This is a genomic window from Stutzerimonas kunmingensis, assembly GCF_021432085.1.
In the GTDB taxonomy this organism is placed as follows: Bacteria; Pseudomonadota; Gammaproteobacteria; order Pseudomonadales; family Pseudomonadaceae; genus Stutzerimonas.
The window spans coordinates 4,175,457-4,188,510 of sequence record NZ_CP090366.1; the positions used below are offsets into that span (position 1 = coordinate 4,175,457).

16 protein-coding genes are annotated in these 13,054 nt (G+C 61.7%); 7 read left to right on the forward strand and 9 right to left on the reverse strand.

Annotated elements, in window-relative coordinates; translation table 11 throughout:
- The first annotated feature begins 8 nt into the window (after nt 1-8).
- Nucleotides 9-911, forward strand: a complete 903-nt coding sequence (gene argB, locus LW136_RS19905) for an acetylglutamate kinase (protein WP_003295449.1) — start codon at nt 9-11, stop codon at nt 909-911.
- A gap of 60 nt (nt 912-971) precedes the next feature.
- Here the strand turns inward: argB and LW136_RS19910 are convergent, their stop codons facing one another.
- The 3 genes from LW136_RS19910 to pyrE form a co-directional block, all read right to left on the reverse strand.
- Entirely contained in the window at nt 972-2,447 is a 1,476-nt protein-coding gene (locus LW136_RS19910) for a DUF3360 family protein (protein ID WP_234173810.1), read from the reverse strand.
- A 183-nt stretch (nt 2,448-2,630) separates the two neighbouring features.
- On the reverse strand, nt 2,631-3,224 hold the full coding sequence (locus LW136_RS19915) for a DUF4124 domain-containing protein (protein WP_185743946.1): 594 nt from the start codon (nt 3,222-3,224) through the stop codon (nt 2,631-2,633).
- A 20-nt stretch (nt 3,225-3,244) separates the two neighbouring features.
- Nucleotides 3,245-3,886 (reverse strand): orotate phosphoribosyltransferase, encoded by a 642-nt coding sequence (pyrE, locus tag LW136_RS19920; protein WP_125861182.1) that lies wholly within the window; start codon nt 3,884-3,886, stop codon nt 3,245-3,247.
- An 85-nt stretch (nt 3,887-3,971) separates the two neighbouring features.
- Here pyrE and LW136_RS19925 point away from each other — a divergent pair, with 85 nt between their 5' ends.
- On the forward strand, nt 3,972-4,751 hold the full coding sequence (locus tag LW136_RS19925; RefSeq protein WP_014821803.1) for an exodeoxyribonuclease III: 780 nt from the start codon (nt 3,972-3,974) through the stop codon (nt 4,749-4,751).
- 16 nt (nt 4,752-4,767) lie between these two features.
- Here LW136_RS19925 and LW136_RS19930 read toward each other — a convergent pair whose 3' ends face one another.
- On the reverse strand, nt 4,768-5,136 hold the full coding sequence (locus tag LW136_RS19930; protein WP_234173812.1) for a DUF4870 domain-containing protein: 369 nt from the start codon (nt 5,134-5,136) through the stop codon (nt 4,768-4,770).
- 17 nt (nt 5,137-5,153) lie between these two features.
- Nucleotides 5,154-5,876: a ribonuclease PH gene (gene rph / locus LW136_RS19935; protein WP_023444579.1), complete on the reverse strand. Its 723-nt coding sequence runs from the start codon at nt 5,874-5,876 to the stop codon at nt 5,154-5,156.
- A gap of 151 nt (nt 5,877-6,027) precedes the next feature.
- Here rph and LW136_RS19940 point away from each other — a divergent pair, with 151 nt between their 5' ends.
- The 5 genes from LW136_RS19940 (at nt 6,028) to LW136_RS19960 (ending at nt 10,613) form a co-directional block, all read left to right on the forward strand.
- Nucleotides 6,028-6,891 carry a YicC/YloC family endoribonuclease gene (locus tag LW136_RS19940; protein WP_044314672.1) on the forward strand — a complete coding sequence of 288 codons (864 nt, stop codon included), beginning with the start codon at nt 6,028-6,030 and terminating at the stop codon, nt 6,889-6,891.
- 68 nt (nt 6,892-6,959) lie between these two features.
- A complete protein-coding gene (gmk, locus tag LW136_RS19945; protein WP_234173813.1) occupies nt 6,960-7,589 on the forward strand; it encodes a guanylate kinase in 630 nt (209 codons plus the stop codon).
- A 106-nt stretch (nt 7,590-7,695) separates the two neighbouring features.
- A complete protein-coding gene (gene rpoZ, locus LW136_RS19950; protein WP_003283345.1) occupies nt 7,696-7,959 on the forward strand; it encodes a DNA-directed RNA polymerase subunit omega in 264 nt (87 codons plus the stop codon).
- A gap of 60 nt (nt 7,960-8,019) precedes the next feature.
- A complete protein-coding gene (gene spoT, locus LW136_RS19955) occupies nt 8,020-10,128 on the forward strand; it encodes a bifunctional GTP diphosphokinase/guanosine-3',5'-bis pyrophosphate 3'-pyrophosphohydrolase (RefSeq protein ID WP_234173815.1) in 2,109 nt (702 codons plus the stop codon).
- A gap of 104 nt (nt 10,129-10,232) precedes the next feature.
- Nucleotides 10,233-10,613 carry a RidA family protein gene (locus tag LW136_RS19960; RefSeq protein WP_234173816.1) on the forward strand — a complete coding sequence of 127 codons (381 nt, stop codon included), beginning with the start codon at nt 10,233-10,235 and terminating at the stop codon, nt 10,611-10,613.
- A 44-nt stretch (nt 10,614-10,657) separates the two neighbouring features.
- Here LW136_RS19960 and LW136_RS19965 read toward each other — a convergent pair whose 3' ends face one another.
- From LW136_RS19965 to LW136_RS22885, 4 genes are all read right to left on the reverse strand, one after another.
- Nucleotides 10,658-11,224 carry an OmpA family protein gene (locus tag LW136_RS19965; RefSeq protein WP_102832989.1) on the reverse strand — a complete coding sequence of 189 codons (567 nt, stop codon included), beginning with the start codon at nt 11,222-11,224 and terminating at the stop codon, nt 10,658-10,660.
- A gap of 14 nt (nt 11,225-11,238) precedes the next feature.
- The gene (locus LW136_RS19970; protein WP_234173818.1) at nt 11,239-11,700 is read right to left on the reverse strand and encodes a FecR family protein; all 462 of its coding nucleotides are present in this window, start codon (nt 11,698-11,700) and stop codon (nt 11,239-11,241) included.
- 344 nt (nt 11,701-12,044) lie between these two features.
- A complete protein-coding gene (locus tag LW136_RS22880) occupies nt 12,045-12,311 on the reverse strand; it encodes a transporter substrate-binding domain-containing protein (protein ID WP_234173819.1) in 267 nt (88 codons plus the stop codon).
- On the reverse strand, nt 12,296-12,802 hold the full coding sequence (locus tag LW136_RS22885) for a substrate-binding periplasmic protein (RefSeq protein WP_234173821.1): 507 nt from the start codon (nt 12,800-12,802) through the stop codon (nt 12,296-12,298). Before LW136_RS22885 ends, LW136_RS22880 begins: the two co-directional genes overlap by 16 nt.
- Nucleotides 12,803-13,054: the final 252 nt, after the last annotated feature.

A 13,054-nucleotide genomic window follows, 5' to 3' on the forward strand; every position in this document is an offset into this window, starting at 1 on the left:
AGCCCTGCATGACCCTCAGCCGTGAAGCTGCCACCCAATTCGCCAAGGTACTTTCCGAGGCGCTGCCCTACATTCGCCGGTTCGTCGGCAAGACGCTGGTCATCAAGTACGGCGGCAACGCGATGGAAAGCGAGGAGCTGAAAACCGGCTTCGCGCGCGACATCGTGCTGATGAAGGCGGTCGGCATCAATCCGGTGGTGGTGCACGGTGGCGGTCCGCAGATCGGCGACCTGCTCAAGCGGCTGAACATCGAAAGCCACTTCATCGACGGCATGCGGGTCACCGACAGCCAGACCATGGATGTGGTGGAGATGGTTCTCGGCGGGCAGGTAAACAAAAGCATCGTCAGCCTGATCAACCAGCATGGCGGCAGCGCCATTGGCCTGACCGGCAAGGACGCCGGCCTGATCCGCGCCAAGAAGCTCAAGGCGACCCGCCAGACACCGGAGATGACCAAGCCGGAAATCATCGACATTGGCCATGTCGGCGAAGTCACCGGCGTCAATGCCGAGCTGCTGGAAATGCTGGTGCAGGGCAACTTCATTCCAGTAATCGCACCGATTGGCGTGGGCGAGAACGGTGAGTCCTACAATATCAACGCCGACCTGGTCGCCGGTAAGGTGGCCGAGGCGCTGAAGGCCGAGAAGCTCATGCTGCTGACCAACATTGCCGGCCTGATGGACAAGCAGGGCAGCGTGCTGACTGGCCTGTCTACGGCCCAGGTCGACGCACTGATCGCCGATGGCACCATCTACGGCGGCATGCTGCCGAAGATCCGCTGCGCGCTGGAAGCGGTGCAAGGTGGTGTCAACAGCGCCCACATCATCGACGGTCGCGTGCCCAACGCGGTGTTGCTGGAGATCTTCACCGATGTCGGCGTCGGCACACTGATCACCAACAGCCAGGGTTGAAGCAGACGCAAAAGAAAAGGGAGCCTAGGCTCCCTTTTTTCATGCCGTGCCGTCAGCCAATCAGAGATCGATACGGAACGACTCGAGCATCGCCGGGATGCCCGGGAACATGCCGATACCCAGCATCACGGCACAGAGCACGATGAAGACGATCGTCGGGATGACCCAACGATGCAGGTGGCTCAGGGACTGACCACGCTCCTTGTCACCGATCAGCCCGAGATTGTCGAGCAGCACCGTCAGCGACCAGCCGAACACCGGATTAACCAGCGCCGAGGAAAAGATCACGATGGCCGCCGACTGCGAGGTCTTGCCTTCACGGGTCATCTGCATACCGGCTTCCAGCAGCGGCAGGAACACGCCGACCATCAGCGCCACGCTCAGTACCGGCGGCCAGATCGCCAGATCCATCGGGTAACCCCAAAGCGCCGCAACCACACAGAGCAGGCCGGTGAGCAATGCACCGGCGGGAATCGGGCGCTTGGCGATGGCGGCCGGCACCATGAAGGTGCCCCAGGATGAGGCCAGGTTACCGCCACCCAGCGACGTCCCGACGATCTGTCGTGCCGCCGCAACGCACATGGTGTCATCGATGTTCATCAGCACCTTCTTCGCCTTCGGCGGATAGTTCAGCTGCTGGAACACACGATGTCCAAGGAAGTCCGGCGACCACATGGCTACCGCCAGCACGGCAAATGGCGCGACAGCAATGAAGTGATGCAGCTTGGGCAGACCGATCTGCCAGCCGGTAGTCTCGCCCCACCAGTACATCGGATTCAGGTTGGGCACACCCGGCTCGGTGGTGAACTCGAACGGAGCGCCCAATGCAAATGCGATCACGGCCGCCAGCGCCGAACCCAACGGAATCGCCAGCCAGCGCATGCGGATATGTTCTAGATAGGCGTACATCACGATGGTGGCGAACACCACGATAAACGCGATGTAGCCCATGTCGAAACTGTCGGCCCAACCGAACAGCTTCTTGATCTGCGAGGTAATGCCGATGAAACCCAGATACAGCAGCAATCCGCCACAAACACCATCACTAGTCAGACGTGCCAACAGACTGCCGCCCTTGAAGACACCCAGAGTGAAACCGAGCACACCCACCATGATCCCCAGCGCCATTGGATGCCCGCCCGATGCGACGATCAGGGGAATCAACGGAATCAGCGGGCCATGGGTCCCGGCCAGGCTGGCCGTGGGATTGAGAAAACCGGAGAACACCACGACAAACAGCAGTGCTGCGATCAGCATCTCGTAGCGCGCGTTCTCGATCACGAACTCGTTGGAAAGCCCCATCGGGCCGGCGAAAGCCGCAACAACAGCCGCCACCATGACGATCTTGCCGATGGTCGCCGCCATGGCCGGCACCCAATCTTCGTACTCGAAACGATAGTCACGAAACGGCAGGTTTATTCCCCAGCGCTTCGGCGCCATGATCTCCAGTTCGTGCTCGAGGTATTCAGAGCGAGTCGCGAAATTTCCCTTCGGCTTGTGAAGCTCCCGATAACTGCGTAGGTCCCTACCATTCATGCTAGTCAGCCATACCGAAAAATTTGCGCCACGGTACAGACTGACCCCAAGCAACTCATCACGACCTTGAAACTATTGAGCTAGAGCGGTCTTTTGTGATAGCAAGCAAGCTACTCATCGAGCTATTGGCATAGCAAATAGCCACGCCAAGCATTTTGAAACAAGGGAACGGGTATCAGCGTTTTACTGCTTTTGCCCTAGCAATTCGGCAATCCGCTGGCGATCACTGGCAAAGCTGACTTCCGCATCAGCGCGCGCCTTTTCGAAACGCTTGAGGTCGCGCAGCAGACTCTGCTCTTCCTTTTCAAGGTTCTCGATCTGCGCCAACAGGTTGCCTGGAACCTTGCGGCCGGCGCGCTCATGGTTCGCCGCCTGCTTGCGCAAGCTCGCATGCTGGTTGCGTATCGACTGCAGGTTGCCGCGGGCCAAGCCCATCACGCTATCGAGCTCGGAAAGCTTGCGCGTTTCGGCCCGCTCCACATCCTCGACACTGGCATACAGACGCAGCAGCTGCGCATCCGATGCAGCGCGGGCCTTCTGTGCCTGCAACCGGGCAAATTCCTCCGCGGTCGGTGCCGGCGGCACCTCGCGGACCACTCGCCCTTGCTCGTTGAGCACCTGATATCCACGCGAAATGTGTTGCGGCGGCACGCCATGGCGATCGAGTACGACCACGCCGCGGTCGTCCACGTAGCGATACAGCTCGGCAGCCGAGGCCAATACCGGACATATGACTCCCAGCAGGAGCAACGTGCGAGCGGCTACCGATTTACGCATGGCGCATTACCTACCCTGGGTCAGATTCCGTACTGCTCGCGATAAGCCTGTACCGCGGGCAGGTGCTGTTTCAGCTGAGCGTCGTCGGCGAGATATTCCAGCACTTGCTCCAGGGACACAATACTGATTACCGGCATTCGATAATCACGTTCAACTTCTTGAATCGCCGACAGCTCGCCCTGCCCTCTTTCCTGTCGATTCAAGGCGATGAGTACGCCGGCGGCCTCGGCTTTCTGCGCCTGGATGATCTGCATCACTTCGCGGATCGCGGTGCCGGCGGTGATCACGTCATCGACGATCAGCACACGCCCCGCCAGCGGTGCACCGACCAGCGTGCCACCCTCGCCATGATCCTTGGCTTCCTTGCGGTTGAAGCACCAAGGCAGGTCGCGCTGATGCTGCTCGGCCAGCGCGATGGCGGTGGCTGCGCCGAGCGGGATGCCCTTGTAGGCCGGGCCGAAGATGACGTCGAAATCCAGGCCGCTCTCGGTCACCGCCGAGGCGTAGAACCGCCCGAGCTGTGCCAACGCGCTGCCGCTGTTGAACAACCCGGCATTGAAAAAATAGGGGCTGATGCGTCCCGACTTGAGAGTGAACTCACCGAAACGCAGAACACCGCGTTCGATGGCGAAGCGAATGAACTCGCGCTGGTACGCCTGCATGAAGAAATTTCCCGGAAAACCACTGTTTTAGCTAATTGCGAAGAGCTTGGGTTATCATACACGCACGTGTTTTTAGGGGCCATTTATGCGGATCATCAGCGTCAACGTGAATGGCATTCAAGCGGCGGCACAGCGGGGATTGCTCAGCTGGCTGCAAGCGCAGAATGCCGATGTCATCTGCCTGCAAGATACCCGCGCCTCTGCCTTGGAACTCGACGATCCGGCCTACCAGCTGGACGGTTACTTTCTCTATGCCTGCGATGCAGAGATTCCGGAGCAGGGAGGCGTGGCGCTTTATTCCAGGCTGCAGCCGAAGGCCGTCATCACCGGACTGGGCTTCGAGACGGCTGATCGCTACGGGCGTTACCTGCAGGCGGATTTCGACAAGGTCAGCATCGCCAGCCTGTTGGTGCCGTCCGGCCACGGAGGCGATGCCAACCTGAACCACAAACTCAAGTTCATGGACGACTTCGCCCACTACTTGGACAAGCAGCGCCGCAAGCGCCGCGAGTACATCTATTGTGGCTCACTGTATGTCGCCCACCAGAAGCTGGACGTGAAGAACTGGCGCGATTGTCAGCAGGACCCAGGGTTTCTGGCGCCCGAGCGCGCCTGGCTGGACGAGATTTTCGGCAATATGGGCTATATCGACGCCCTGCGCGAAGTCAATCGCGAAGGCGATCTGTTCAGTTGGTGGCCGGACACCGAGCAGGCCGAAATGCTCAACCTCGGCTGGCGTTTCGACTACCAGATCCTAACATCCGGTCTACGCCGCTTCGTGCGCACTGCTCGCCTGCCACGGCAGCCACGCTTCTCCCAGCACGCGCCGCTGATCGTTGACTACGACTGGACGCTGAGCCTCTGAGGCTCGGCGGTTTGCCCTACTTGACCAGCCGCCAGCAGAACGGATAGCGGTAGGGCTTGCCCCCGTTGGCACGGATGCCGGCGATCACCACCAGCACCAGCGCCACTACGCTCACCAGCACCATCAGCGGAAAGCCGATGAGGATCCAGGCCAGCAAGCCGCAGATCATCATCACGATGCTGAAGGTAAGCTGGAAATTCAGCGCTTCCTTGCCCTGCTGATCGACGAAGGGATCCATGTCCTTCTTCAGCTGCCAGACGATCAGCGGACCAATCACGTTGCCGATCATCGGCGCCAGAAACCAGAAAAACGACGAGTAGTGGCAGAACATCGCCCACTGACGTGCTTCGCGGTTGGGCAGCGGCACGAGATCCTGATCGGTCATTTCGCGTTACCTCTCGCTCAGTCAGCCAGCGCGGCGCGCTGCAACTCGAACAACTGTCGCACGCCGTCCTGAGCCAGGGCCAGCATGGCATTGAGCTCAGCAGGCTGGAACGGCGCGCCTTCGGCAGTTCCCTGTACCTCGATGAAACCACCGGCGTCGGTCATCACCACATTCAGATCGGTTTCGGCCGCCGAGTCCTCCAGGTAATCCAGATCCAGCACCGGTTCGCCCTGATAGATACCGACCGATACCGCTGCAATCATCTGCTTGACCGGATCGCCCGCCTTCAGACCGCCACGTTTCTTTAGCACCTTGAGCGCATCGATCACCGCCACCATGGCACCGGTGATCGACGCCGTCCGCGTACCGCCGTCGGCCTGGATCACATCGCAGTCGATGAACAGCGTGTTCTCACCGAGCTTGCTCATGTCGAGCGCCGCACGCAACGAACGACCGATCAGGCGCTGGATTTCCAGAGTGCGTCCACCCTGCTTGCCGCGCGAGGCTTCACGCTGGTTACGCTCACCCGTAGCGCGCGGCAGCATGCCGTACTCGGCGGTCAGCCAACCCTGCCCCTGCCCTTTCAGGAAACGCGGGACGCCGGACTCGATGCTGACCGTGCAGATCACCTTGGTGTCGCCGAACTCCACCAGCACCGAGCCCTCGGCATGCTTGGTGTAGTTGCGGGTGATGCGGATCGAGCGCAGCTGATCGGCGGCACGGCCACTGGGTCGCTTCATGTATAGGTCCTGCTAGATAGGAAATTGACCGGCATTATAGAGCCCATTGGCGCGGAAAAGGGTCGCGGCCGTCCGGCCATCGCTGCCGCGACACCCTGTTTTCCTTTACAATCTTTCGCCTTTCGCAGCCCGCAATCGAGAGGTATCCCCGATGGTCCACAGCATGACGGCCTTTGCCCGCAGCGAGCAGGCCGGCACCCATGGCACCCTCAGTTGGGAAATCCGCTCGGTCAATCATCGCTATCTCGAGCCGCACCTGCGCCTGCCGGACGCCTTCCGCGACCTCGAAGGCGCGGTTCGCGATGCCCTGCGCAAAGGCATCTCGCGCGGCAAGGTGGAATGCACTTTGCGCTTCGCCGAGGAAAACAACCGCACCGCCCTGCAGGTCGACCGCGAGCGCGCCAGCCAGTTGATCGCCGCCGCCGAAAGCGTTGCCGCACTGATCAGCCAACCCGCACCGATTGACCCGCTGCAGGTACTTGGCTGGCCGGGCGTACTGGTCGGCGACGCAGTCGACCCACAGGCACTCAACCAGAGCGCCCTGCAGCTCTTCCACAGTGCGCTCGAGCAGCTCAAGGAAGGCCGCCGACGTGAGGGCGACGAACTGGCCAAGCTGCTCAACGAGCGTCTGGACAGCATCCTCGAAGAAGTTGCCACGCTGCGCGAACAGGTGCCGCAGATGCTCGCAGCCCAGCGCCAGAAGGTGCTCGATCGCTTCAGCGAAATGCAGGCAGAGCTCGACCCACAGCGCCTCGAACAGGAAATGGTCCTGCTGGCACAGAAGAGTGACGTTGCCGAAGAACTGGACCGCCTGAACACCCATGTGACCGAAGTACGACGCGTACTCAAGACCGGCGGCGCAGCCGGACGCCGGCTCGACTTCCTCATGCAGGAACTCAATCGCGAAGCCAACACCCTCGGTTCGAAAGCGTTCGACCCGCGCAGCACTCAGGCCGCGGTCAATCTCAAGGTATTGATCGAGCAGATGCGTGAGCAGGTGCAAAACCTCGAATAACCATCAGCCACCACAACGGCTGGTCTATTTTGTCCCACAGCATTAACAGCGCTTTTCAGGAACCCGTCATGTCCGCCACCACCGGTACGCTTTATATCGTTTCCGCGCCTTCCGGGGCCGGCAAGACCAGCCTGGTCAAGGCGCTGGTCGATGCACAACCGCAGGTGCGGGTGTCGGTTTCCCATACCACCCGTACCATGCGTCCGGGCGAGGTCGACGGCGTCAACTATCACTTCGTCAGCCGCGAAGATTTTCTCGCGCGACTGGAGCGCAACGAGTTTCTCGAGCATGCCGAAGTGTTCGGCAACCTGTACGGCACCTCCCAGCGCTGGTTGGAAGACACCCTGGCCGAAGGCTTCGACCTGATCCTGGAGATCGACTGGCAGGGCGCGCAGCAGGTGCGCCGCCTGATGCCCCAGGCCAAATCGATCTTCATCCTGCCGCCGACACAGGAAGCACTGCGCCAACGCCTCAACAACCGCGGCCAGGACAGTGACGAGATCATCGACAGGCGCATGCGCGAAGCGGTCAGCGAAATGAGCCACTACGTCGAATACGACTACCTGGTAATCAACGACGACTTCGCCCACGCCCTGATCGACCTGCAGTCGATCTTCCGCGCCAACCAACTGATACAGAAGACCCAGCAACAGCGCCACGCCCGCCTGCTTGGCGAATTGCTCGCGCAGGTCGGTTGACGCACAGCCCGCAGAAACAGCGCTTCCATTAAGGCTGGTGATTTTTTAGACTACTCCGTCCGCTCGCCCATTCGGGCACGCTCTACCGCTATTGATGAGGAACACCATGGCCCGCGTTACCGTTGAAGATTGCCTGGACAACGTCGATAACCGCTTCGAGCTGGTCATGCTCGCTACCAAGCGCTCGCGCCAGCTGGCCACCGGTGGCAAGGAGCCCAAGGTCGCATGGGAAAATGACAAGCCGACCGTCGTCGCCCTGCGCGAGATCGCTTCCGGCCTGGTCGACTACGATGTCATTGCACAAGACGAGATCGTTGACGACGAGCCTCTCTTCACCCAGTACGAGGAAGAGCCGAACGAGGCCATCTGAATAAATGCCAGGTCGAAGTCGAACCGATAACATCGAAGCCCGCTGGCAAGGAGCACTGTCTTGCCAGCCATAGACGCGCTTGCGGATCGCCTATCGACCTACCTCGGCCCGGATCAGGTCAATCTGGTCCGTCGTGCATATTTCTACGCCGAGCAGGCCCACGACGGTCAACGCCGGCGCAGCGGTGAAGCCTACGTCACCCATCCTCTCGCGGTAGCCAACATCCTCGCCGACATGCACATGGACCATCAGAGCCTGATGGCCGCGATGCTGCATGACGTCATCGAGGACACCGGCATTCCCAAGGACGCACTGGTCGCGCAGTTCGGCGAAACCGTTGCAGAACTGGTCGACGGGGTCAGCAAGCTGACCCAGATGAACTTCGAGACCAAGGCCGAAGCGCAGGCCGAAAACTTCCAGAAGATGGCCATGGCGATGGCCCGCGACATCCGCGTGATCCTGGTCAAGCTCGCCGACCGCCTGCACAACATGCGCACGCTGGAAGTACTGGCCGGCGAAAAGCGCCGCCGCATCGCCAAGGAAACCCTGGAGATCTACGCACCCATCGCCAACCGGCTGGGCATGCACACCATGCGCGTGGAGTTCGAGGATCTGGGCTTCAAGGCCATGCACCCGATGCGCTCGGAGCGCATCCGCGCCGCCGTACGCCGCGCCCGGGGCAACCGCAATGATATCGTCGACAAGATCGAACAGTCGCTGATTCACTGCCTCGAACGCGAAGGGCTGGAAGGCGACGTACTGGGCCGCGAGAAGCACCTGTACAGCATTTATAAGAAGATGCGCGGCAAGCGCAAGGCGTTCCACGAGATCATGGACGTCTACGCCTTCCGCATCGTGGTGGACAAGGTCGACACCTGCTACCGCGTGCTCGGTGCGGTGCACAGCCTGTACAAGCCGCTGCCGGGCCGTTTCAAGGACTACATCGCGATTCCCAAGGCCAACGGCTACCAGTCGCTGCACACCACCCTGTTCGGCATGCACGGCGTGCCCATCGAGATCCAGATTCGCACCCGCGAGATGGAAGAGATGGCCAACAACGGCATCGCCGCGCACTGGCTGTACAAGTCCCCCGAGGACGAAGTGCCCAAGGGCACCCACGCCCGCGCCCGCCAGTGGGTCAAGGGTGTACTGGAACTGCAGCAGCGCGCCGGCAACTCGCTGGAATTCATCGAGAGCGTGAAGATCGACCTGTTCCCCGACGAGGTCTACGTCTTCACCCCCAAGGGCCGCATCATGGAGATGCCCAAGGGTTCCACCGCCGTCGACTTCGCCTACGCGGTGCACACCGACGTCGGCAACACCTGCATCGCCTGCCGCGTCAACCGTCGCCTGGCGCCGCTGTCGCAACCACTGGAGAGTGGCTCGACGGTGGAGATCGTCACCGCACCAGGTGCGCGACCGAATCCGGCCTGGCTGAATTTTGTCGTCACCGGCAAGGCACGCACGCATATCCGCCATGCGCTCAAACTGCAGCGTCGTTCGGAGTCGATCAACCTCGGCGAGCGCCTGCTGAGCAAGGCGCTCAGCGGCTTCGAGACCAGCCTGGACAAGATCAGCGCCGAGCGCATCCAGCAGGTACTGACCGAATACCACATGGAGTACGTCGAGGATCTGCTGGAGGATATCGGCCTGGGCAACCGCATGGCCTATGTGATAGCGCGCCGTCTGATATCGCACGACAATGAGGAAGCACCGGCACTCGAAGGTCCGTTGGCGATTCGCGGCACCGAAGGGCTGGTGCTGAACTACGCCAAGTGCTGTACGCCGATTCCCGGCGACCCCATCGTCGGGCATCTATCGGCCGGCAAGGGCATGGTCGTGCACCTGGAAACCTGCCGGAACATCGCCGACGTACGCCACAACCCCGACAAGTGCATCCAGCTGTCCTGGTCGAAGGATGTCACGGGCGAGTTCAATGTTGAGCTCCGGGTCGAGCTGGAGCACCAGCGCGGCCTGATCGCACTGCTCGCCGGCAGCGTCAATGCCGCCGACGGCAACATCGAGAAGATCGGCATGGACGAGCGCGACGGCCGCATCAGCGTCGTCCAGCTAGTGGTCAGCGTGCATGACCGCGTGCACCTGGCCCGGGTCATCAAGAAGCTGCGCGCCATCAAGGGCGTCACCCGCATCACCCGCGTCAAGGCCTGACCTCCTCCGTCGACTTCAACCTGTCTGCAAAACGCCACGGCTGGCCGCTCTCGCCATCAGCCATTATGCTGGCTGCCCGTTGCCCAACCCTCAGAGGAGTCTCCATGAGCAAGACCGTGATCAACACCGACAAGGCGCCGGCCGCCATTGGCACCTACTCCCAGGCCATCAAGGCCGGCAACACCGTCTACCTGTCCGGGCAGATCCCGCTGGATCCCAAGAGCATGGAGCTGGTGGAAGGTTTCGAAGCGCAGGCGGTGCAGGTTTTCGAGAACCTCAAGGCGGTGGCAGAAGCGGCTGGCGGCTCGCTGAAGGACATCGTCAAGCTCAACATCTTCCTCACCGACATCGGCAACTTCGCCACCGTCAACGAGGTGATGAGCCGCTACTGCCAGCAGCCGTACCCGGCGCGTGCCGCCATCGGTGTCTCCGCGCTGCCCAAGGGGGCGCAGGTTGAAATGGACGCCGTTCTGGTCATCGACTGATCTGATCGTCTGTCGGCGCGGCGCCAGTCGCCGCGTCATCGACCTCAACGCACCAGAATTTCGACTCGCCGATTGCGCGTCTCGGCCGTGGCATCCGGCGTCGCTATCAGCAGATTGCGCTCGCCGTGGGACTCCACCCGCAACTCCATCGCTTCCAGCCCCTTGGTACGCAACAGCTCGGCGACCGCCTGGGCGCGGCGCAAACCGACCTGCTCGTTGGCCGCACGATGACCCAGCGTATCGGTATGGCCGATGACTGTTACCACCGGATAGTCCCGACGCTGGGCTGCCAGCAGAACGCTGTCCAGCAGTTGTTCAGCCGTGCTGTCCAGCGCGCCGGATGGCGCGATATGAAGGCTAAAACGCTCGGGCAATGCCGGCTGGGCAGCCAGCGCCTTGTCGAAGTCCGCCTTGCGGCGCATGTCCGGTACGACATAGGCCTGACCGGTACCGGCAATTGCCATGCCTTGGCCAGACGCGTCCAACCGACGCTCCCCTTCCTCTCCAAGCATCACACCACCGCGCCCACCACTGTCGTCCGCCAGCATCACGTAGGAATGCTGCGCGCAGCCCGCCACTGCCGTCATCGCCAGCAGCACCATCGTTTGCATCAGCGTAATCGGCTTCACGGGCTCACCTTCATCAACACCTGGCCACCGCGCACGCCGATGCGGCCGTCCGGCGTGTCGACAGCGATGGCCTGTGGATCGAGGCGGGCCATGTCGCCCGCAATCAGGTTGAGCGTGCCGCGATTGAGCGTCGCGCGCAGGCGCAGCTCATCCAATGCCGGGGCGAAGCGATAGTCGTCGAGGGTCAGCTCGCTGTGCGGGCCGAACGCCAAAACACTGCCGTCGCCGAGAATCACCCCCAGCGCACCTTCGGCGCCGGTGCTCAAAGTCACACCCGGCACGATTGCCTGGCCGACCTTGGCGGCGTTGGTATTGCCGCGGCTGCTGATGTACGCAGCGCCTTCCACCCGCGCCACATGGCCCACCGGTTCGGGTAGATTCTCGGCATTGGCAGGCGCAATCCAGACCGCGGCGGCCATGCAGAAGGCACGCAGCATGTAGTTATTGAAGCAAGTCATCGAATTCTCGAATCGCCAGGAGTGCGCTTGGAGCGATACCGCTCCACTGCACTAAGGCAGTCCAAACCGGCAAAAAATCCCCTGCCGTTTCATTTTCCGGCGACTTGTTGATCGAACCGGGGCCACGCGGCTACCCCGGGGCGATGAGTTCGGCCAACAGGCGTTTATCAGAATCCGCCAGACGAAATCTAAGAGGCAGTGTGGGCAGGCCCCACGGCGGCAACCTGCGTTGGCCAGATGCCTCACCGGCACGCCTCATTCATGCCTGGTAGTGATGCGATCCGATTGCAGGTAGAACTCGCCGAAGCGATCGATCACCCGTCCCCCGGTAGCGTGAAACGCCTTCAGTTCACGTAACGCTGCGCCGCCTGCTGCAGCAGCCCTTCCTGCTTCATCTGGTCGAGGGTGCGCTGCAACTTCTCGACGACTGCATCCGGCGTTTCCTTGTTCAGCGCCAGATAGAGGTCGACACGGCTCAGGGTCAGCGCCACGGCCAGCGGGCCGACGCCGGCCTGCTTCGCCTCGTATTCGCCGGAGGGGTTGGTGGTCGCCCACAGATCGAACTGACCGGCCTTCAGCTTGGCCGGGGTGTCGATCAGCGAACTCTGCACCTCGATGCACGGTTGATCAGGTACTGACTGCCCACGCTGCCATCCTTCGAGCCGATTCGATACTGCTTGGCAGCATCCAGGCTGGAGACCTGAATCTGGCTCTCCGGAGTCTTGAGCAGCACGATCTGGATCTCGCTGAGCGGACCGACCCACTTGTACTTGGGCTCGCGCTCGGGGGTACGGCTGAGGGAGAACACAGCGAAGCCCGGGGTCTTCTCGGCCAACTGCTGCAGGCGGCTCCACGGGAAACGCAGCGTCATCGCATAGGGCACGCCCGCACGCTTGAACAGCGCGGCCACCACCTCGGCATCAATGCCGCTGATCGCACCCTCCTTGGCGAAATTCTTGCCATCGTCGGCCATGCTGAACGGCGGGAAATTCTGCGTGAGCAGGTTGATGGTTTCCCCGTCGGCGCTGGCCGAGGCGAATGGCAGGAGGCTAATCAGCGCGCCCAGAAAAGCGCAGCGAAGATACTTCTTGTTGGTCGGCATGTTGAAGTCTCGGGTCGATCGGACGTTGTTTTTCCGCACCGGCATCGGTTCCGGACGGCTGTCGGCAGGTTCTTATTGCGCCCGGTTCGGGACAAGCGACCGCGCGGCGATGAACCCTAACAGGGCCTTGCGGGACAATCTCTGCGCCGGATCACTTACGTGAGATGCCGTGCTCCGCCAGTCCCGCCGGGCGTCGCGGCACGTCATCCGGCGCACACTTTCGTTCCCCGCGCAGCCGGTCATTCGTCGAAA

Coding starts and splice junctions, on each gene's coding strand:
- argB (WP_003295449.1), top strand. CDS start 9: ATGACCCTCAGCCGTGAAGCTGCCACCCAATTCGCCAAGGTACTTTCC.
- LW136_RS19910 (WP_234173810.1), bottom strand. CDS start 2,447: ATGAATGGTAGGGACCTACGCAGTTATCGGGAGCTTCACAAGCCGAAG.
- LW136_RS19915 (WP_185743946.1), bottom strand. CDS start 3,224: ATGCGTAAATCGGTAGCCGCTCGCACGTTGCTCCTGCTGGGAGTCATA.
- pyrE (WP_125861182.1), bottom strand. CDS start 3,886: ATGCAGGCGTACCAGCGCGAGTTCATTCGCTTCGCCATCGAACGCGGT.
- LW136_RS19925 (WP_014821803.1), top strand. CDS start 3,972: ATGCGGATCATCAGCGTCAACGTGAATGGCATTCAAGCGGCGGCACAG.
- LW136_RS19930 (WP_234173812.1), bottom strand. CDS start 5,136: ATGACCGATCAGGATCTCGTGCCGCTGCCCAACCGCGAAGCACGTCAG.
- rph (WP_023444579.1), bottom strand. CDS start 5,876: ATGAAGCGACCCAGTGGCCGTGCCGCCGATCAGCTGCGCTCGATCCGC.
- LW136_RS19940 (WP_044314672.1), top strand. CDS start 6,028: ATGGTCCACAGCATGACGGCCTTTGCCCGCAGCGAGCAGGCCGGCACC.
- gmk (WP_234173813.1), top strand. CDS start 6,960: ATGTCCGCCACCACCGGTACGCTTTATATCGTTTCCGCGCCTTCCGGG.
- rpoZ (WP_003283345.1), top strand. CDS start 7,696: ATGGCCCGCGTTACCGTTGAAGATTGCCTGGACAACGTCGATAACCGC.
- LW136_RS19960 (WP_234173816.1), top strand. CDS start 10,233: ATGAGCAAGACCGTGATCAACACCGACAAGGCGCCGGCCGCCATTGGC.
- LW136_RS19965 (WP_102832989.1), bottom strand. CDS start 11,224: ATGCAAACGATGGTGCTGCTGGCGATGACGGCAGTGGCGGGCTGCGCG.
- LW136_RS19970 (WP_234173818.1), bottom strand. CDS start 11,700: ATGACTTGCTTCAATAACTACATGCTGCGTGCCTTCTGCATGGCCGCC.
- LW136_RS22885 (WP_234173821.1), bottom strand. CDS start 12,802: ATGCCGACCAACAAGAAGTATCTTCGCTGCGCTTTTCTGGGCGCGCTG.